Source organism: Micromonospora sp. NPDC007220 (genome assembly GCF_040634035.1).
Lineage (GTDB): Bacteria > Actinomycetota > Actinomycetes > Mycobacteriales > Micromonosporaceae > Micromonospora > Micromonospora reichwaldensis.
On the sequence record NZ_JBEYEU010000015.1, the window covers coordinates 20,256 to 38,126 of the forward strand.

At 75.7% G+C, this 17,871-nt stretch carries 15 protein-coding genes; 12 read left to right on the top strand and 3 right to left on the bottom strand.

Annotated features, from left to right (window positions below):
• Nucleotides 1-93 precede the first annotated feature (93 nt).
• Nucleotides 94-615 carry a PaaI family thioesterase gene (locus tag ABZ573_RS22985; protein WP_327027717.1) on the bottom strand — a complete coding sequence of 174 codons (522 nt, stop codon included), beginning with the start codon at nt 613-615 and terminating at the stop codon, nt 94-96.
• Between the two features lie 56 nt (nt 616-671).
• On the opposite strand from ABZ573_RS22985, the gene ABZ573_RS22990 reads away from it, so the two are divergent.
• The 3 genes from ABZ573_RS22990 to ABZ573_RS23000 all read left to right on the top strand — a co-directional run bounded on the left by ABZ573_RS22990 (nt 672) and on the right by ABZ573_RS23000 (nt 4,230).
• Nucleotides 672-1,148 (top strand): helix-turn-helix domain-containing protein, encoded by a 477-nt coding sequence (locus tag ABZ573_RS22990; protein WP_151457541.1) that lies wholly within the window; start codon nt 672-674, stop codon nt 1,146-1,148.
• Between the two features lie 321 nt (nt 1,149-1,469).
• Nucleotides 1,470-2,519 (top strand): S1 family peptidase, encoded by a 1,050-nt coding sequence (locus ABZ573_RS22995; RefSeq protein ID WP_358120776.1) that lies wholly within the window; start codon nt 1,470-1,472, stop codon nt 2,517-2,519.
• Nucleotides 2,520-2,622: 103 nt separating this feature from the next.
• Nucleotides 2,623-4,230 (top strand): MFS transporter, encoded by a 1,608-nt coding sequence (locus ABZ573_RS23000; protein ID WP_358120779.1) that lies wholly within the window; start codon nt 2,623-2,625, stop codon nt 4,228-4,230.
• A 33-nt stretch (nt 4,231-4,263) separates the two neighbouring features.
• Here ABZ573_RS23000 and ABZ573_RS23005 read toward each other — a convergent pair whose 3' ends face one another.
• Nucleotides 4,264-4,935 (bottom strand): hypothetical protein, encoded by a 672-nt coding sequence (locus tag ABZ573_RS23005; protein WP_327027720.1) that lies wholly within the window; start codon nt 4,933-4,935, stop codon nt 4,264-4,266.
• 197 nt (nt 4,936-5,132) lie between these two features.
• On the opposite strand from ABZ573_RS23005, the gene ABZ573_RS23010 reads away from it, so the two are divergent.
• From ABZ573_RS23010 to ABZ573_RS23030, 5 genes are all read left to right on the top strand, one after another.
• Complete coding sequence (locus ABZ573_RS23010) at nt 5,133-5,903, top strand: hypothetical protein (RefSeq protein ID WP_151456402.1); 771 nt, start codon at nt 5,133-5,135, stop codon at nt 5,901-5,903.
• 121 nt (nt 5,904-6,024) lie between these two features.
• Nucleotides 6,025-7,830, top strand: coding sequence for an aspartate--tRNA ligase (aspS, locus tag ABZ573_RS23015; protein ID WP_358120784.1), 1,806 nt, complete (start codon nt 6,025-6,027; stop codon nt 7,828-7,830).
• A 150-nt stretch (nt 7,831-7,980) separates the two neighbouring features.
• The gene (locus ABZ573_RS23020; protein WP_358120787.1) at nt 7,981-8,784 is read left to right on the top strand and encodes a sugar nucleotide-binding protein; all 804 of its coding nucleotides are present in this window, start codon (nt 7,981-7,983) and stop codon (nt 8,782-8,784) included.
• A 105-nt stretch (nt 8,785-8,889) separates the two neighbouring features.
• Complete coding sequence (locus tag ABZ573_RS23025) at nt 8,890-9,516, top strand: helix-turn-helix domain-containing protein (RefSeq protein WP_151457339.1); 627 nt, start codon at nt 8,890-8,892, stop codon at nt 9,514-9,516.
• The gene (locus ABZ573_RS23030; protein WP_151457338.1) at nt 9,513-10,862 is read left to right on the top strand and encodes an MFS transporter; all 1,350 of its coding nucleotides are present in this window, start codon (nt 9,513-9,515) and stop codon (nt 10,860-10,862) included. Before ABZ573_RS23025 ends, ABZ573_RS23030 begins: the two co-directional genes overlap by 4 nt.
• Before the next feature lie 112 nt (nt 10,863-10,974).
• Here the strand turns inward: ABZ573_RS23030 and ABZ573_RS23035 are convergent, their stop codons facing one another.
• Entirely contained in the window at nt 10,975-11,715 is a 741-nt protein-coding gene (locus ABZ573_RS23035; protein WP_151457337.1) for a GNAT family N-acetyltransferase, read from the bottom strand.
• A gap of 165 nt (nt 11,716-11,880) precedes the next feature.
• Between ABZ573_RS23035 and ABZ573_RS23040 the strand changes: the two genes are divergently transcribed.
• The 4 genes from ABZ573_RS23040 to ABZ573_RS23055 all read left to right on the top strand — a co-directional run bounded on the left by ABZ573_RS23040 (nt 11,881) and on the right by ABZ573_RS23055 (nt 17,852).
• Nucleotides 11,881-12,102 (top strand): hypothetical protein, encoded by a 222-nt coding sequence (locus ABZ573_RS23040; RefSeq protein WP_089000992.1) that lies wholly within the window; start codon nt 11,881-11,883, stop codon nt 12,100-12,102.
• A 76-nt stretch (nt 12,103-12,178) separates the two neighbouring features.
• A complete protein-coding gene (locus ABZ573_RS23045) occupies nt 12,179-13,684 on the top strand; it encodes a replication-associated recombination protein A (RefSeq protein ID WP_151457336.1) in 1,506 nt (501 codons plus the stop codon).
• Between the two features lie 2,933 nt (nt 13,685-16,617).
• Entirely contained in the window at nt 16,618-17,241 is a 624-nt protein-coding gene (locus ABZ573_RS23050) for a hypothetical protein (protein WP_327031190.1), read from the top strand.
• A 149-nt stretch (nt 17,242-17,390) separates the two neighbouring features.
• A complete protein-coding gene (locus ABZ573_RS23055) occupies nt 17,391-17,852 on the top strand; it encodes a DUF948 domain-containing protein (RefSeq protein WP_089000990.1) in 462 nt (153 codons plus the stop codon).
• Nucleotides 17,853-17,871 lie beyond the last annotated feature (19 nt).

Below are 17,871 nucleotides of genomic sequence, written 5' to 3' on the forward strand. Positions count from 1 at the left end.
TCCCCGCCGCCCTAGCCTCGTCGATCACGCAGTTGTGGCGGGGGATGGAAGCCGCGAACCGCCAGTGTCCCGGCACCACAACTGCATGATCGACTACTCGGTGGGCGGGGGGTCCAGGGGGAAGAGGAGGCAGGTGGAGGTGGCGTGGGCGATTAGGCGCGACTTCGCGTCGAGCAGCTTCGCCTCCGCCAGGGCCGTGCGGCGACCGCTCTGCAGGACGGTGCCCTCGCAGCGCAGCGTGCCGCTCGCGACGGTGACCGGGCGCAGAAACTTCACGTTCAGGTCCAGCGAGGTGTAGCCGACCCCGGCCGGCAGGGTGGTGTGCACCGCGCACGCCGCGGCGGTGTCCAGCAGGGTGGAGATGACCCCGCCGTGCACGGTGCCCAGCGGGTTGTAGTGGAACTCCTGCGGGACGAGTTCGACGGCCACCCACCCCTCGTCGGCCTCCATCCGGGACATGTCGACCAGGTGCATGATGGGCGGCGCCGCCAGCTCGCCGGCGATCATCGCGCGGAGCAGTTCCAGGCCGCCGCGCCGGCCGACGTGCGCGGCGTTGATGCCCGGGTCGGACCACGAGAAGGTACGGCTGCGCGCCGGATCCTGCGTCTGTGTCATGGACCCAGCCTCGCAGCGCGTTGCTGAGTCTGTCAATCAGACCTAGCCTGGAGCGCATGAGACCCGCGGCACTGGACTGGTCGGTGGAGAACTGCACCATCGCCCGCGCGATGGAGATCCTCGGCGAGCGGTGGACCCTCGTGGTCCTGCGCGAGGTCTTCAACGGCGTCCGCCGCTTCGACGACATGCGGGTGCGCACCGGCGTGCCCCGGCAGGTGCTGGCCAGCCGGCTGGCGATGCTGGTGGAGCGCGGCGTCCTGCGGCGCGAGCCCTACCGGGAGCCCGGCAGTCGGGAGCGCCACGAGTACCGGCTGACCGGGATGGGGCTCGACCTGTGGCCGGTGCTGGTCGCCGTCCTCGGCTGGGGGGACCGCTACCTGGCCGACCCGGAGGGCTCGCCGCTGACGGTCGCGCACCGCGACTGCGGCGCGGAGGTCCGCGTCGAGCTGCGCTGCGAGCGCGGGCACGAGGTCGACCGGCCGCGCGACGTGGTGCCGCGGCCGGGGCCCGGAGCGCGCCGCCGCGCCGGCTGACCGTCCGTCGGTGGGCGGATCGGCCAGGGCCGCGACGGGTGCCGTCGGCGCCGATCAGCATGGTGACGTCATGGGGGCCGCCGGGTCGCGCGTACCGGATGGTGGGACGGTAGGCGAAGCGTATAGACGTACGCCTGTGTCCACGATGTTTCGGGCCGATGACCGCGGCAGCCGGGGCGAAAAGGACAAAGCCGGGTCTTGCATACGAACTCAAGTATGTGAATACTTCAGTGTGCTCGGCCGGTACCCCCAGATCGGCAGGGCTGCTCCCGGCTCGTGTCGCCCCGGCGCGGGTCCGTCACCCCTTCTGGAGGTTGTTGCATGCGACCCACGAGGTCCTCGCTCCGTCGTGCCGCCGTCGTCGCCGCGGCCGGCGCCATGGTCGCCGGCTCGCTGATCGGCGCGCCCGCCCAGGCCGCACCCTCGTTCGCTTCGCCCGACGCCGCCGCCGGCCTGGCCGAGCGCCTCGGCGACCGGTCCGCCGGCACGTACGCCGACGCCAACGGCAAGATGGTCGTCACCGTGACCGACGCGCTCGCCGCCCGGCAGGTCAGTGCCGCCGGCGCCACCCCGAAGATCGTCAAGCGCGGCGCCAGCGAGCTGGCCCGGGCCACCTCGGAGCTGGACCGCTCCGCCAAGATCCCCGGCACCGCGTGGTGGACCGACCCGGCCACCAACCAGGTCGTCGTCTCCGTCGACAGCACCGTCACCGGCGCCAAGCTGGAGCGCGTCAAGGCCGCCGCCGAGCGGATGAACGGCGCGATCCGGATCGAGGCCGAGGCCGGCGTGCTCGGCACCCGGATCTCCGGCGGCCAGGCCATCTACGCCGGTGGCGGCGGTCGCTGCTCGCTCGGCTTCAACGTCCGCAGCGGCAGCACCTACTACTTCCTGACCGCCGGGCACTGCACCAACATCTCGGCCAGCTGGTACAGCAACTCCGCCCAGACCAGCCTGCTGGGCAGCCGCACCGGCACCAGCTTCCCCGGCAACGACTACGGCATCGTGCGGCACAACAACTCCGCCAACGCCGCCGGCAACGTCTCCCTCTACAACGGCAGCTTCCGGGACATCACCGCCGCCGGCAACGCCTACGTCGGCCAGTCGGTGCAGCGCTCCGGCAGCACCACCGGCCTGCGCAGCGGCTCGGTCTCCGCGCTCAACGCCACGGTGAACTACGCCGAGGGCTCGGTCTCCGGCCTCATCCGCACCAACGTCTGCGCCGAGCCGGGCGACAGCGGCGGCTCGCTGTTCAGCGGCACCATCGCCCTGGGCCTGACCTCCGGTGGTAGCGGCAACTGCCGCACCGGCGGCACGACCTACTTCCAGCCGGTCGGCGAGGCGCTGAGCCGCTACGGCGTCAGCATCTTCTGATCGATCGCACCGCAACGGGCCGCCGGGTGATCCCGGCGGCCCGTCCGTGTGCCCGGAGCGGTTCGCCGGACTCAAGCGGGCGGGCCGGGGTACGTTCCGGTCGGTGAGCGCCTCCCCGACCCCGCCCGCCGACGCCGTCACGTCCGCCTGGGCCCCGCTGCGGCTCGCCGCGTTCCGCAGCCTCTGGCTGGCGGTCCTGGCCAGCAACGTGGGCACCTGGATGCAGACCGTCGGCGCCCAGTGGCTGCTCGTCGAGGAAGCCAACGCCTCGACCCTGGTGGCGCTGGTGCAGACCGCCAGCATGCTGCCCGTGCTGCTGCTCGCCCTGCCTGCCGGCGCGCTGGCGGACACCCTCGACCGCCGACGGCTGCTGATCGGGGTGCAGTTCTTCCTGGCCACCGTCGGCGTACTGCTGACCGGCCTCACCGCCGCCGACCGGATGCCGCCGGCGCTGCTGCTCACCCTGACGTTCGCCCTCGGCGTCGGGCAGGCGCTGACCCTGCCGGCCTGGCAGGCGGTCATCCCCGAACTGGTGCCCCGCTCCCAGCTCGTCTCGGCCTCGGCGCTCGGGTCGATCAGCGTGAACCTGGCCCGCGCGGTCGGCCCGGCGGTGGCCGGGGTGCTGGTCGCCCGGGCCGGCGTCGCCACCGTCTTCGCCGTCAACGCGGTGTCGTTCGCCGTCTTCGCGCTGGCGCTGCTGCGCTGGCGGCCGGAACGGGCCGGCGCCGACGACCTGCCGGAGCGGTTCACCGCCGCGTTGCGCGCCGGCGGCCGGTACGTGCGGCACTCGCCGGTGGTCCGCCGGATCCTGCTGCGCGCCGCACTGTTCGTGGTGCCGGGCAGCGCACTGTGGGCCCTGCTGCCCCTGGTCGCCAGCCGCCGCCTGCACCTGGGCGCGGGCGGGTACGGCGTGCTGCTCGCCGCGCTCGGCGTCGGTGCGGTGGCCGGCGCCCTCGTACTGCCCCGGATCCGGTTGGCGCTCACCACCAACCGGCTCCTGCTGCTGGCCGGCCTGGTCTACGCCGCCGTCCTGGCGGTGCTCGCCCTGGCGCCGGGCCCGGTGCCGGTCGCCCTGGCCCTGGTGCCCGCCGGCATGGCCTGGATGACGGTGCTGTCCAGCGTCAACGCCGCCATGCAGCTCTTCCTGCCCGGCTGGGTACGCGCCCGCGGCCTCTCCGTCTACCAGATGGTCTTCGCTGGCGGGCAGGCGCTCGGCGCGGTCGCCTGGGGTGCCCTCGGCGAGCTGACCAGCCTCGTGGTGGCGCTCGCTGCGGCGGCCGGGACGATGGCGGTCGGCGCGGTGACCGTACCGCTCTGGCCGCTTCGCGAGACCCGTGGCCTCGACCGGGACCCGGCCGTCTGGTGGCCGGAGCCGCACCTGACGCTGCCCGCGGACCCACGCGGCGGGCCGGTGCTGGTGACCGTCTCCTACACGGTGCCGCCGGAGCGGCAGGCGGAGTTCGTCGCGGCGATGCGCCTGGTGGGCAGGTCCCGACGGCGTACGGGGGCGATGCGCTGGGGCCTGTTCCGCCCGGGCGAACGCAAGGACGGCTTCGTCGAGGTCTACCAGGTGCCGTCATGGGAGGAGCACCTGCGCCAGCACGGGGGCCGGCTCACCGGCGCCGACCGAGGGATCGAGGAACGGGCCCGGGCGCTCACCGTCGGGAAGATCGTGGTGAACCACCTCCTGCCGGCCGACGCGGGTGACTGACCTCGTCGTGGGTCCTTCCGCCCGGCACTCCTGTCAGCGGGTGAACCCGGCGTCGGTGAGGACGGCGAGGCCCTCGCCGAGGTCGCACTCCACGGTCAGTGTCAGCAGGTCGGCCCCCTCCACGGAGAAGGTCAGCGACTCCGCCGGTCGGGACATGGTGGTCGTGCGGCCCGGTCGGGGCTGCCGGGTCAGGGTGTCGTCGGGCTGCTTGATGGTCACGACGGCGCTGATCCGCACGGGGGACTCCGGATCCTGGCCCGGCGGGTACCAGGCCCGGAAGGTGGCCGAGAAGTCGAGGTAGCGGCGCTTCAGCGGGTAGCTGACCGAGCGGGCGCGGTCCGCGCCGTCGTTGCTCGGGCAGGAGAGCACGACCGGCTGCGGCAGGTCGGCCCGGCCGGCGAGCGCGCGCGGCAGCGGTCGCAGGTAGCCGGCGCCGGTCTCGGGCGTCAGCGCGTCGAGGTACGTCCGGTCGGGGGCGACGCTGCCGGGGGTGGCCGGGGTGCTGGCCGGCGCGGTGGCGCTCGCGGTCACCCGGGACGGGGTCGGCGGCGGGGTGGGCCGCGGGTCCTGACTCTGCCGGGGCCACTGCCAGGCGAGTACGGCGACGAGCAGGCTGGCCAGGCCGATCGCCGCACCGGTCTTCTCGCCGGGCGTCAGACCGCGTCGGCGGCGGGGGGAGTCCGTGCCGGTCGACGGCTCGGTCATGGGGGTTCACCTGCACAAGATCGATGGGGGCGGTTCATTATCCCGGCTCGGCGGTGACGTCGCGTCCCCAACGGGTGACGGGTTGCTGACAGCGATCTTGCTCGATTTCTGGGATAAATGCGCCCCGTGCCCGGCGGTTGCCCCGGCAACAGGCATGGGCGGCGGCTGTACGGCCACCCGACGTGAGGAGCCACGAGATGACCTCGGACCAGCAGGGCGCCCCGCTGCCGCCGCCTCCCGGCCCGGGCGGCTCGGCCGCGCCGAAGCCGCGCGGTGGCAGCCGCTGGCCCCAGGTTGCCGTCGGGGCCGCCGCACTGGCCGTCCTGCTCGGCCTGCTCGCCACGGTGCTGTCGCTGCGGGCGCTCGACCAGGCCAACGACGCCCGGGACATCGCCCGGGCGGCCGGCGCGGGCCGGGTGGACGAGCGGCCGGGCTCCGGCGAGCCGGCGGGAACGTCGACCGCGCCGGCGCCGGCGACGACCGGGGCGGAACCGCCGCCACCGGAGCCGAGCCTCAGCGGGAGCGCCGAACCCACCCTCGACCCGCGGGCCCCGGTCAAGGAGAAGTACGTCGACGAGCGCCTCACGCTGCGGGCCAGTTGCGGCAGCGACCTGGATATCGACCTGGACAAGCCCGAGGTGCGGGTCAGCAACGGCGAGGAGCTCCGGTTCACCGCCCGCTGCGGCGGCGACTCGTCGTACTTCAACCTGGCCAGCAGGGCGAGGGGCGCCCAGGTCGACGCCGCGACGCTCAGCGCCGCCGACTGCGACGACCGGATCGCGAAGGGTGCCATCGGCACGGACATCAACGTTCCCGCCCGCAAGGGCGTGGTGTTGTGCGTCCGGACCTCCCTGAGCGACGCCCGGGAGCGCGGCGACACCTGGAAGATGGCGCTGGTGCAGGTCACCGACGTCAACGACGACGGGACGGTGGTGCTGACCGCGCACGCCTGGGACATCGGGCTGTAGCGGGGGACGGATCTGCGTCGCCGGCCGAACCCCGCCTCCCCCTCACCCCGCAACGGGGGGCGGGGGAGGGCTGACAGAATGCCAGGGGTAACGCTGTACCGCAGATGAGGAGACGCGAGTCGTGATCCGTACCCATGACGCCGGCAGCCTGCGCGCGACGGACGCCGGCACCACGGTGACGCTCGCCGGGTGGGTGGCCCGCCGGCGCGACCACGGCGGCGTGATCTTCGTCGACCTGCGCGACGGGTCCGGCGTGGTCCAGGTGGTGTTCCGCGAGGAGGACGCGCACGCGCTGCGCAACGAGTTCTGCGTCCGCGTGACCGGCGAGGTGACCCGCCGCCCCGAGGGCAACGAGAACCCGGAGCTGCCGACCGGCGAGATCGAGGTGACCGCCGCCGAGCTGGAGGTGCTCTCCGAGGCGGCGCCGCTGCCCCTGCCCGTCGACGACCAGGTCGAGGCCGGCGACGACATCCGGCTGCGCTACCGCTACCTCGACCTGCGCCGCAGCGGCCCGGCGAAGGCGATGCGGCTGCGCTCGCGCGCCAACCAGCTCGCCCGCACGGTGCTGCACGAGCGGGACTTCCTGGAGATCGAGACGCCGACGCTGACCCGGTCCACCCCGGAGGGCGCCCGCGACTTCCTGGTGCCGGTGCGCCTTCAGCCCGGCAGCTGGTACGCGCTGCCGCAGTCGCCGCAGCTGTTCAAGCAGCTGCTGATGGTCGGCGGCATGGAGCGGTACTACCAGATCGCCCGCTGCTACCGCGACGAGGACTTCCGCGCCGACCGGCAGCCGGAGTTCACCCAGCTCGACATCGAGATGTCCTTCGTCACCGAGGACGACGTCATCGACCTCGGCGAGGCGATCGTCTCGGCGCTCTGGAAGGACCTGGCCGGCCACGAGATCTCCCGGCCGATCCCGCGCATCACCTGGCACGACGCGATGGCCCGCTACGGTTCCGACAAGCCCGACCTGCGCTACGGCGTCGAGCTGACCGAGCTGACCGACTACCTGCGCGGCACCGAGTTCCGGGTCTTCGCCGGCGCGATCGACGCGGGCGGCTACGTCGGCGCGGTCGTCATGCCCGGCGGCGCGTCGCAGAGCCGCAAGGAACTCGACGGCTGGCAGGACTGGGCCAAGGCGCGCGGCGCGCGCGGCCTCGCGTACGTGGTGCTCGACGCCGAGACCGGCGAGGCGCGCGGGCCGGTGGCGAAGAACCTCTCCGCCGAGCACCTGGGCGGGCTCGCCGACGCGGTCGGCGCGAAGCCGGGCGACGCGGTCTTCTTCGCCGCCAGCACGAACACCCGCGAGGCGCAGGAGCTGCTCGGCGCGGCCCGGATCGAGATCGCCAAGCGGGCCGGCCTGGTCGACGAGAGCGCTTGGGCGTTCTGCTGGGTGGTCGACGCGCCCATGTTCGAGCGCACGGACGAGGGCGGCTGGACGGCCGTGCACCACCCGTTCACCTCGCCGAACGCCGAGTGGGTCGACCGGTTCGAGGAGGCGCCGGACCGGGCGCTGGCGTACGCGTACGACATCGTCTGCAACGGCAACGAGATCGGTGGCGGCTCGATCCGTATCCACCGGGGTGACGTGCAGAAGCGGGTCTTCGAGCTGCTCGGCATCACCCCCGAGGAGGCGCAGGACAAGTTCGGCTTCCTGCTGGAGGCGTTCAAGTACGGCGCCCCGCCGCACGGCGGCATCGCCTTCGGCTGGGACCGGGTCTGCATGCTGCTCGCCGGGGCGGACTCGATCCGCGAGGTCATCGCCTTCCCGAAGACCCGGGGCGGCTTCGACCCGCTGACCGGCGCGCCCACGCCGATCACCGGCCAGCAGCGCACCGAGGCCGGCATCGACGCCAAGCCGAAGCCGCAGGCCGCCCCGCACACCGGCACGGCCGGCCCGGCCGCCCCGGTAGCCGACCCCACCTGACCCCGCCCACCTTCCCTCCGCGGGCGAGCCGGGGCCTCCGCCCCGGCTCGCCCTCGTGTGTCGATCAAGAGGTTTGCGTCATGATCTGCTCGAGGAGATGACGCAAACCTCTTGATCGTCCGGGGGAGGGAAGAAGGAGGGGGGCGGGACATGAGGCTGCTCGTGGTGGGGGGCAGTGGGTTTCTGGGCGCTCAGGTGTGCCGGCAGGCGGTGGGTGTTGGCTGGTCGGTGGTGGGGACGTACCACTCGGGCCGGGTCGAGGTGCCGGGCGTCGAGACGCGCCGGCTCGACGTGACGGACCGGGCCGCCGTGCGCGAGCTGGTCGCCCGGGTCCGCCCCGAAGCCGTGGTCGGCACCCCCTACCGGTACGGCGACTGGGCGGTGACCGCCGACGGGGCCGCCCACGTCGCGTACGCCGCCGCCGAGGCGGGGGCGCGGCTCGTGCACGTGTCCAGCGACGCCGTGCACGCCGGCCGCCCGGAGCCGTACGCCGACGACGAGCCGCCCAGCCCGATCTTCCCGTACGGGGCGGCCAAGGCCGCGGCCGAGACTGCCGTCCGCGTCCTCGACCCGGGCGCGGCGCTGGTGCGTACCTCGCTGATCGTCGGGGAGGGGAGCAAGCAGATCCAGCTCTGCCACGACGCGCTCGCCGGCCGGGCGAGCCTGTTCACCGACGAACTGCGCTGTCCGGTCGACGTCACCGACCTGGCCGCCGCCGTGCTGGAGCTTCTCCGTACCGACTGTGCCGGCCCGCTCAACGTGGCCGGTCCGGACGCGGTCAGCCGCGCGGAACTGGGCCTGCTGGTCGCCGCGCACTCCGGCATCGACCCGGCCGGCATGAAGACCACCACCGGCGCCGCTGCCGGCGTGCTCCGCCCCGCGGAGGTGCGCCTCGACTCCACCCGCGCCGCCGGGCTGCTCCGCACCCGCCTGCGCGAACTGCTCATCCGCTGATCCGCCGGAAAGCCCTGCCCGTGCCGGGTGCGGTCGCCGTCGTCGACGCACACTTTCTGTGCACAACTCTTGTGCACAGAAAGTGTGCACAGATATTGTGCAGGAATGGAGAATCCTTCGGCTGCCCGTGAACCGGCTCGCGAGGTCCGGATCGACCACCGGCAGGTGCGGGTGCTGGCACACCCGCTGCGGATGCGGCTGCTCGGCGCGCTACGGATCAAGGGCCCGTCGACCGCCACCCGCCTCGCCGAGTTGCTCGGCACCAACACCGGGGCCACCAGCTACCACCTGCGTCAGCTCGCCGAGGTCGGCCTCGTCGTGGAGGACCCGGACCTCGGCACCGGGCGGCAGCGGTTCTGGCGTGCCGCGCACGACGTCACCAACTGGGAGCCCAGCGACTTCGACGACGACCCGGACGCCCGGGCGGCCATCGAGTGGATCGAAGGCGACCAGGTCCGTTACTTCGTCCAGCACGCCGAGCACTGGTTCGCCGTCCGCCACGGGTACTCGCCGGCCTGGCGTGACGCCCTCGGCATGGGCGACGTCTTCATGACCGTCCCGCCGGACCGGCTCGCGGCGCTCACGGCCGAGCTGTGGCGGGTCCTGGAGCGGTTCCACAGCGAGGCGGACCCGGCCGAGCCGGGTGCGGAGCAGGTGCAGATCTACCTCGCCGCCTTCCCGATGCTGGCGGACATGCGGCTCGCAGACCCGTTGTCCGAGGAGGACCGATGAGCACCCTCTCCGTACGCCAGATCCGGCGTCGCTACCTCGCGCTCTACGGCCTGCGCTGGCTCCCCTCCGGCCTGCTCATCCCCGTGATGATCCTGCTGATGCAGGAACGCGGCCTTTCGCTCTCCCAGATCGGCCTGGTCGCCACCGCGCAGGGTCTGATCGTCCTCGCGCTGGAACTGCCCACCGGCGGGTTCGCCGACGCGCTCGGCCGCAAGCCCGTGCTGGTCACCGCCTGGGTGACCTGCGTGATCTCGCTCGCCGTCTTCGCGGTGGCCGACTCGTTCTGGCTCTTCTTCCTCTCCTGGGCCCTGCAGGGCGTCTACCGGGCGCTGGACAGCGGCCCGCTGGAGTCCTGGTACGTCGACGCCACCCTCGCCGCCGACCCGGATGCCGAGTACGAGCCCGGTCTCGGCCACGCCGGCACCGTGATCGGCATCGCCATCGGTGCCGGCGCGCTGCTGAGCGGCGGCCTGGTCGCACTCGGCCCGATCGGGCCGGTGAGCGCGCTGACCCTGCCGGTGCTCGCTGCCATCGCCCTTCAGACGGTGGCGCTGGTCGCGCTGCTGATCCTGCTGGTGGAGACCCGCTCGGCCAAGGGCGCCGGCGCGCTGCGCGCCTCGATCACCGAGGCGCCCCGGATGGTGGGGCAGGCGTTCGGGCTGCTGCGCCGCTCCCGGGTGCTGCTGGCCCTGGTGGCCGTGGAGCTGTTCTGGGGCTTCGGCATGGTCACCTTCGAGTCGCTGCTGCCGGTCCGCCTCGCGGAGGTCGTCGGCGATGCCGACCGGGCGGCGGCGCTGCTCGGCCCGGCCACCTCGGTGGCCTGGCTGGCGAACGCGGCCGGCGCCGCGCTGACCCCGCTGATGCTGCGCCGGCTGGGCGCCGCACCCAGTGCCGCGCTGCTGCGTGTCCTGCAAGGCGTCACGGTCGTCGGGATGGGCCTCTTCGCCGGCCCGGTCGGGGTGCTGATCGCCTTCCTGGCCTGCTACGCCGTGCACGGCGCGTCGAACCCGCTGCACATGGGGCTGCTGCACCGTCAGGTCGACGGTCCCTACCGGACCAGTGTCATCTCGCTGAACTCGATGATGGGCCAGCCGGCCGGAGCGCTCGGCGCCGTCGTCCTGACCGCCTTGGCCGACCGCACCAGCATCAGCCTCGCGATGTTCGTCGGTGCCGTGGTGCTGGCCGTCGCCGCCCCGCTCTACCTGCCCGCCTGGCGGGCCGAGCGGCGGAGGCGGTCTGGCCCGGTCAGGCACGACGCCGCCGATCCGGTGCGGCCCGCGGATCGCGCCGCTGACATGGCCATGACGAGCGGGAACGCCGACGGCGGTCGGGAAGCGTCCGCCTGACTTCCGCCGGGGCGGCGGGCGGTCGCCCCGGCGGTGCGGGCCGGGACCATGCCGGGGCCGCAACGATGCGCGAGCGACGGTCCCCGCGCCGACCGGGGCCGTGCCGCACGTCTCAGGCCAGGTGCACCGAGCTGCGGGCCAGGGCGCCGGTGAAGCCGAGCCGCCGGTAGAGCCGGATCGCCCCGACGTTGACGCTGTAGACGCCGAGCGCCACGGTGTCGTGGCGGGCGAGCAGGGCCCGGGTCATGGCGGCGGTCAGCGCCGCGCCCAGCCCCCGCCCCCGCCGGTCGGGGGCGACGGCCAGTCCGGCGAGGAAGCCGATGTCGCCCCGGCTGCGGTCGGCGCCGCAGGCGACGATCCGGTCGCCGTCGCGGATGCCGTACCAGTCGACGATCCTCGGGTCGCCCGGTCGCGAGGTGGTGCTCGGGAACGCCTCGTCGATCAGGGCGGTCAGCGCGGGATGGTCGGCCCCGGTGAGCCGGACCACCCGCTCCTCGTCGGGCTGGCGCGGCGGCGCGGCGGCACTCCAGAGGAAGTCCCACTCGTCGTGCCGGGCCACCGCCAGCCGGCCGGGCAGCGCCGCCGGGTCGAGCCGCGGCAGGTGCAGCCACTGGCCCGGCCGGAGCGCGCCCCGCGCGACCTGGTCGGCGAAGACCTCGACCGCCGGCCCGGGGGCGCCGATCGCGCCGCCGCGCGGGCCGTGCTCCGCCGGCAGCAGCCAGCCCACCGCGTCGTCGCGCCGCCAGCCGCGCGGCACCTCGTCGCGGGCGAGCGCGTGCCGGACGTACGGGTGGTGACCGGCGGCCGCCAGGATGGCGTCCCGCCCCTCCATGACCTGGTCGGCGATGATCATGTCAGCAAGCCTAGGACCGTCTCCGGCCTCCTGCCGGCGGACCCCGGTCTCCGGCCGCCGCCGAAGCTGACCGGAGACGGGGCTGCTCCACGGTGGAGATTGGCGAGCGGACCGATTGGGTACATCCCGCGCCGACCCACTGGGAACCCCCACCGGAGGAACGTCATGCTCGCCATTCTCGCGGCGGTCGTTTTCGGCTTCGCCCTGCTCATCGACCTGCTGGACACCAACTTCGGTGCCCCGGACCTGTTCAACTGGAACACCCTCGTACTGATCGGCCTGCTGCTGCTCTCCCTGTACCTGGCCGGCGTCGGCCGGGGCCCGCGCGGCGGTGGCGGCGGCGGTGGCGGCCGCTGGTACCGGGGCCGTCGTCCCGGCCGCGGCTGACCGTAATCGATCATCAAGGGCCCGGCCCGACGGCGCGCTTCCGGCGCCGTCGGCCGGGCCTTGTACTGTTCCCCTGATGGAGTCCGACGCCCTCTTCTCCCTCGGTGAACCCGCCGGAGCGCCCCCCACGCCCGCGGGTTCCGTCGGTGTGGACGGGTTCACCGCGGTGGGGGAGGACTCGCCGCTGCCCGTCCGGATGCGCCCGCGCAGCATCGACGAGCTGGTCGGTCAGGATCACCTGCTCGCGCCCGGCGCCCCGCTGCGCCAGCTCGTCTCGGCCACGGCGCCGATGTCGGTCATCCTCTGGGGCCCGCCCGGCAGCGGCAAGACGACCATCGCGCACCTGGTGGCGCGGGCCACGGACCGCCGGTTCGTCGCCATGTCGGCCCTCACCGCCGGGGTCAAGGACGTGCGCGCGGTGATCGAGACCGCCCGCCGCCAGCGCCGCTCCGGCGGCCCGCAGACGGTGCTCTTCATCGACGAGGTGCACCGGTTCAGCAAGACCCAGCAGGATTCGCTGCTCGCCGCCGTCGAGGACCGCACGGTCACGCTGCTCGCGGCGACCACCGAGAACCCGTACTTCTCGGTCATCTCGCCCCTGCTGTCGCGGTGCGTGCTGCTCACCCTCCAGCCGCTCGACGACGCGGCGGTGCGCGACCTGCTGCGCCGCGCGGTCGCCGACGAGCGCGGCCTCGGCGGCGCGCTCACCCTCGAAACCGAGGCGGAGGACCATCTCGTACGCCTCGCGTCCGGCGACGTACGCAAGGCGCTGACGGCGCTGGAGGCGGCGGCGGGCTCCGCCACGGCCCTCGGCGCCGGGCGGATCGACCTCGCCACCGCCGAGCAGGCGGTCGACGTGGCGGCCGTGCGCTACGACCGGGCCGGCGACGCCCACTACGACGTCACCAGCGCCTTCATCAAGAGCATGCGCGGCTCCGACGTGGACGCCGCGCTGCACTGGCTGGCCCGGATGCTGGTCGCCGGCGAGGACGCCCGGTTCATCGCCCGTCGCCTGGTCATCTTCGCCAGCGAGGACGTCGGCATGGCCGACCCGTCCGCGCTGAGCGTGGCCACCGCCACCGCCCACGCCGTGGAGTACGTCGGGCTGCCCGAGGTGCAGCTCAACCTCGCCCAGGCGGTGATCCACCTGGCCACCGCGCCGAAGTCCAACTCGGCGACCGCCGCGATCGGTGCGGCCATCGCCGACGTGCGGGCCGGCCGGGGCGGGCCGGTGCCGCGCGGGCTGCGCGACGCGCACTACTCGGGCGCCAAGGGGCTGGGCCACGGGACCGGCTACCGCTACCCGCACGACGACCAGCGCGGCGTGGTCACCCAGCAGTACGCCCCCGACGACCTCGCCGGCACCGACTACTACCGGCCCAGCCAGCACGGCGCCGAGCGCTCGGTCGCCACCCGGCTGCCGCTGCTGCGCCGTATCGTCCGGGGGCTGCCCGCGCCGGCCGCGCCCTCGGCAGCGGGGGTCGGGAGCGGTTCGGCGGACAACGGCCGCCGGCAGACGGACACGGGCGGCGCCGACGCGGCGCGAGAGGGCGGCAGTGACACCGCCGGGGAGGGTCAGTAGTGAAATCGCGTGGTTCGGAGCGACCGGAGGACGGCCCCGAAGAGCGGCGCGACTCCCGCGCCAAGGGGCGCCGCTGGGGGCGGGGCAAGGCCGAGGCCGAGCCCGAGGAGCCGATCAGCGGCGAGGAGTTCGGCTGGATCGACGACCTGCGCTCGGCCAAGCAGCAGCGCACCGAGCTGGGGCCGGGCGGGCTGGAACCCGCCTCGCCTCCCGGCCCCCGTCCGGGTGACCCGACGGCTCCCGGCCCCGCCGGGCCGCCGCCTCACCGTGGCCCCGGTCCGGCCGCCGCACCCCCGGTGCGCCGCGCCGAGGCCGAGCCGCCGCGCTCCCGCCCGGTGGACGGACCCTGGCCCGGTGCGCCGGAACCACCCCGGCCGGCCGGCCCCGCCGCCCCCGAGGCCGTCCCCCCGCACCAGCCCGTCCGCCGGCCCCCGGCGGCCGGTCGTCCGCAACCGGGCCCGGACGGCCCGGACCGGCGGCCACGCCCCGTTCCGGGCACCCCCACGGGTCCGCAGGCGATTCCGCCGGCGGGCACACCGGCCGGCACCGCGACGGGCCCGCAGGCGACCCCGCCGGCCGGCCCCCAGCGGGGTTCCGCACCGCATCCGCAGGGCGGCTTCCCGTCGGCTCCGCAGGCCGGCTTCCCGTCGGCTCCGCAGGCCGAGCCGCGGACCGGGCCGCAGCCCGGTCCGGTCGCCGGCCCGCAGGTCGGGCCGCCCCCCGGCGCTCACGCCGGCACGCCGACCGGACCGCGTCCCGGTGCGCCGGTGCCCCCACACCCGGACACGCCGCACCCGGCAGGTCGGCGCCCCGACGGCCGCGCGGCGGTGCCGGGCGGTACGCCGCCACCGGCCGCCCCCGGGCGGCCCGGCGGTGCCGTGGGCGCCGCCCGGGTCGGCGTCCCGGCCCCCGGCACCCCCCAGCCGCCCGCCGGTCCGCCGACCGGCGAGCTGCGCGGCACCCCCGCCGACGGACGTGACCCCCGGTCCGGCCGGATGCGGCGGGGCCCGGTCGACGCCGGCGTTCCCGTCCCGACGGACGGCACCGGATCCGTGCCGACGGCCGCCCCGCCAATGCCCGACGGCGACGGCACCGACCGGGGCCGACACCCAGGTGCGCCGGCCGGCCGACGCCGCGCCGCCGAGGAGGACGCGCCGCCGGCACCCCGCCCGGGCAGTGCCCCGCCGGTACCGCGCCCGGGCAGCGCCCCGCCGGTACCGCGCTCCGGCAATGCCCCGCCGGTACCCGGCTCCGGCGACGTCCCGCCGGTACCGCGCTCCGGCAACGCCCCGCCCGTGCCCGGTGTGCCCGCCGCGCCTCCCGGCGTCGAGGTGCAGCCGCCGCACGGTTCCGCCCCGCGCGGCCGACGCGCCGTACCCGACGACGTCGAGGTCGCGGGTCGGGGCCGGCGTGCGGCCGGCGACGACGAGACCTCCGGCCGGGCCGGACGCGCCACGGGCGGTCAGCCCCCCGCGCGCCGTGCGGACGCCGGGGTGGTCCCGCCCCCGGGCGGCCCCGCGGCCCCGGACGAGGCGGAGAACCCGCCGCGCCCGGCCGACGGGGAAGCGGGACGGCGCCGGCCCGGTGATTCCCGGGCCGGCCGACCGGAGCGCCCCGCCGACTGGCTGCGGCAGGCCGGCCGGGCACACCACACCGACCCCGCCCTGCCGACGGTCAAGCGGTCGGTGCCGCCCGCTGCGGGCGGGCCCTCGCCGGTGCCGCCCGGGCCGGAGCCGCGCGGCGCCGAGACCGGCAACGTCCCGGCAGGCCGGGCGCGGCCCGGCGGGCAGCCGCCGCGACCCACCGACGCCACCGAGCCCGGACGGCCGGCGGGCCGGGCCCGACCCGCCGCCGAGCCGCCCCGGCCCGCCGACACCCCGCACCCCGGGCCGCCGGCCCGGGGCGCCGCCCGCCCCACGCCGGCCGGTGCTCCGCCGCCGCCCGGCGCCCCGACCCCGGCCGGCCGGACCCACTCCGACCCGCCCCCGGCCGGACCTGCGCGGGGTGCCGCGCGTCCCGATCCTGGCCTGGCGGGTCCCGCGCGGGGTGCCGCGCGTCCCGACGCCGGCGTGGCGGGTCCCGCGCGTCCCGACCCTGGCCTGGCAGGTCCCGCGCGAGGTGCCGCGCGTCCCGATCCTGGCTTGGCGGGTCCTGCCCTGGGCGCCGCGCGTCCCGATCCTGGCCTGGCGGGTCCTGCCCTGGGCGCCGCGCGTCCCGATCCTGGCTTGGCGGGTCCGGCGCGGGGCGCCGCGCGTCCCGACCCTGGCCTGGCGGGTCCCGTCCGGGGCGCCGCGCGTCCCGACGCCGGCCCGGCGGGTGCCGCGCGGCCCGTCGCACCGCCCTCCGGGGCCGCCGGCGCGGCGTCCGTCGCCGGGCCGTCCCCGGCCGCCGCGAATCTGAGCGCGCCGCCCGGCCCGCGCCGGCCCGGGCCCGGCCCGTCGGGTCCCGCCGGTCCGGGGACACACCCGGCCGTACCGGGGGGAGCCGAACAGACCTCCTCCGGCCCGGCCGCCACTGCGCCGGGCCCGGTCCGGCCCGGCGCGGGTTCCGGTGCCGCCCGGCCGCCGGCCGTCGGGCGGGACCGGCCCGAGCCGACGTCCGGCGCGGGCCCCCGACCCGGCCCCGGCGCTCCGTCCGGCGTCGCCCGGGCGGCCGCCCCGGCGCCCCGCCCCGGGCCCGAGGACCGCGCCGCCGGTCGGGCGATCCCGCCGCACCGCGAGCCGGGGCGGCCCGAGCCGTCCGGAGTTGCGCCGGTGCCACCGCCGGGGGCCGCAGGCGAGCCGGTGGTGGCGCGGGCCGCCGCGGCTGTCGTACCACCCGTCGAGCCGGCGGACGGACCGGCGCTGCGCCGACCCGCGGAGCCGGAGTCGCCGGACGACGACGCGGCCGGCCCCGGCGGGCTGCGCGGCGCGCGGTCCGAGCTGCGCCGCCGGATGCGTGAGCGGCGGCGGCTGCGGATGGGTATCCTCGCCCTGGTCAGCGTGGTGCTGCTCGGCGCGGTCCCGCTCTACTTCGGCATCCGTACGCTCAGCCGCGATCCGGTCTTCGACACCCTCGACGAGCTGGACGTGCCGGGCTGGGCGGCGGCGCAGACCGTCGACGACGTCAGCGGCAGCCGATGGTGCCTGCTCGACTGCCGGCTCCGCGAACGCACGGCCACCTCCGAGCGGCCGCCGGCGGAGACGGCACAGGTCTACGAGCGGGCGCTGACCGACGACGGCTGGCAGCCGTGGAAGGTGAGCCGCTGCCCCGAGCAACCCGCGAAGGGGAGCTACACGTGCTGGCGCCGGGACGAGTTGACCCTCGACCTGTGGGTACGCGAGCCCGCCTGCGTGCCGCCGCCGGTGGACGGGGAACCGGCGGTCGTGCCGTCGCCCGAACCGGCGACCGCTGCGGAGCAGTGCTCCGGCTCGTTGGTGTCGGTGAAGGTCCGCAACGCGATCGACGACGAGCGGACCCGGCCCCAGCCCACCACCGACCCGTCACTCACCGGGGAGGATCCCTTCCCGACGGTCAGCGAGGATCCGCTCGCGACGCCGACACCCTCACCGTCCTGAGCCGGTTTCCATCACGGACGGTAGGGTCTGGGGCTGGCGGACCGCCAGCCCCCGCCGGCCCCTCGCGGGTGCCGGGCGGCGGTGTGGGCAGGACGGTCGCGCGTTCCGGGGGCGTCGGGTTCCCGGAACTCTGCTTGAGGAGGACAGGCGTGGGCTTTTTCGAGGTCGCGGCGCTGATCGCGGCGATCGCGTTCGCGATGCTGGTGCTGATCCTGACGCTGCCCATCCTGCGGCTGCGGCACACCGTGGACGCCACCACCCGGATGATCAACGACCTGAACGACCGGACCGCGCCGCTGCTGGGCGACGTGAACACCACGGTGAAGAACGTCAACACCGCCCTGGAGCAGGTGCAGACCTCCCTCGACGGGGTCAACCTCCAGCTCGCCAAGGTCGACACCATGACCAGCCACGCGCAGAACGTCACCGCCAACGTCGCGAACCTGGCGACTGTCGTCTCCGCCGCCGCCGCCAACCCGTTGGTCAAGGTGGCCGCCTTCGGCTACGGCGTACGCAAGGCCGCCTCCGCCCGGCGGCACGCCGAGACCGAGCGCGAGGTGCGCGACACCATCAAGCAGCAGCGGCGGGCCGCCAAGCGCGGCAACCGCTGATCCGGCACGACCAGGAGGA

Coding starts and splice junctions, on each gene's coding strand:
- ABZ573_RS22985 (WP_327027717.1), bottom strand. CDS start 615: ATGACACAGACGCAGGATCCGGCGCGCAGCCGTACCTTCTCGTGGTCC.
- ABZ573_RS22990 (WP_151457541.1), top strand. CDS start 672: ATGAGACCCGCGGCACTGGACTGGTCGGTGGAGAACTGCACCATCGCC.
- ABZ573_RS22995 (WP_358120776.1), top strand. CDS start 1,470: ATGCGACCCACGAGGTCCTCGCTCCGTCGTGCCGCCGTCGTCGCCGCG.
- ABZ573_RS23005 (WP_327027720.1), bottom strand. CDS start 4,935: ATGACCGAGCCGTCGACCGGCACGGACTCCCCCCGCCGCCGACGCGGT.
- ABZ573_RS23010 (WP_151456402.1), top strand. CDS start 5,133: ATGACCTCGGACCAGCAGGGCGCCCCGCTGCCGCCGCCTCCCGGCCCG.
- ABZ573_RS23020 (WP_358120787.1), top strand. CDS start 7,981: ATGAGGCTGCTCGTGGTGGGGGGCAGTGGGTTTCTGGGCGCTCAGGTG.
- ABZ573_RS23025 (WP_151457339.1), top strand. CDS start 8,890: ATGGAGAATCCTTCGGCTGCCCGTGAACCGGCTCGCGAGGTCCGGATC.
- ABZ573_RS23030 (WP_151457338.1), top strand. CDS start 9,513: ATGAGCACCCTCTCCGTACGCCAGATCCGGCGTCGCTACCTCGCGCTC.
- ABZ573_RS23035 (WP_151457337.1), bottom strand. CDS start 11,715: ATGATCATCGCCGACCAGGTCATGGAGGGGCGGGACGCCATCCTGGCG.
- ABZ573_RS23040 (WP_089000992.1), top strand. CDS start 11,881: ATGCTCGCCATTCTCGCGGCGGTCGTTTTCGGCTTCGCCCTGCTCATC.
- ABZ573_RS23045 (WP_151457336.1), top strand. CDS start 12,179: ATGGAGTCCGACGCCCTCTTCTCCCTCGGTGAACCCGCCGGAGCGCCC.
- ABZ573_RS23050 (WP_327031190.1), top strand. CDS start 16,618: ATGCGTGAGCGGCGGCGGCTGCGGATGGGTATCCTCGCCCTGGTCAGC.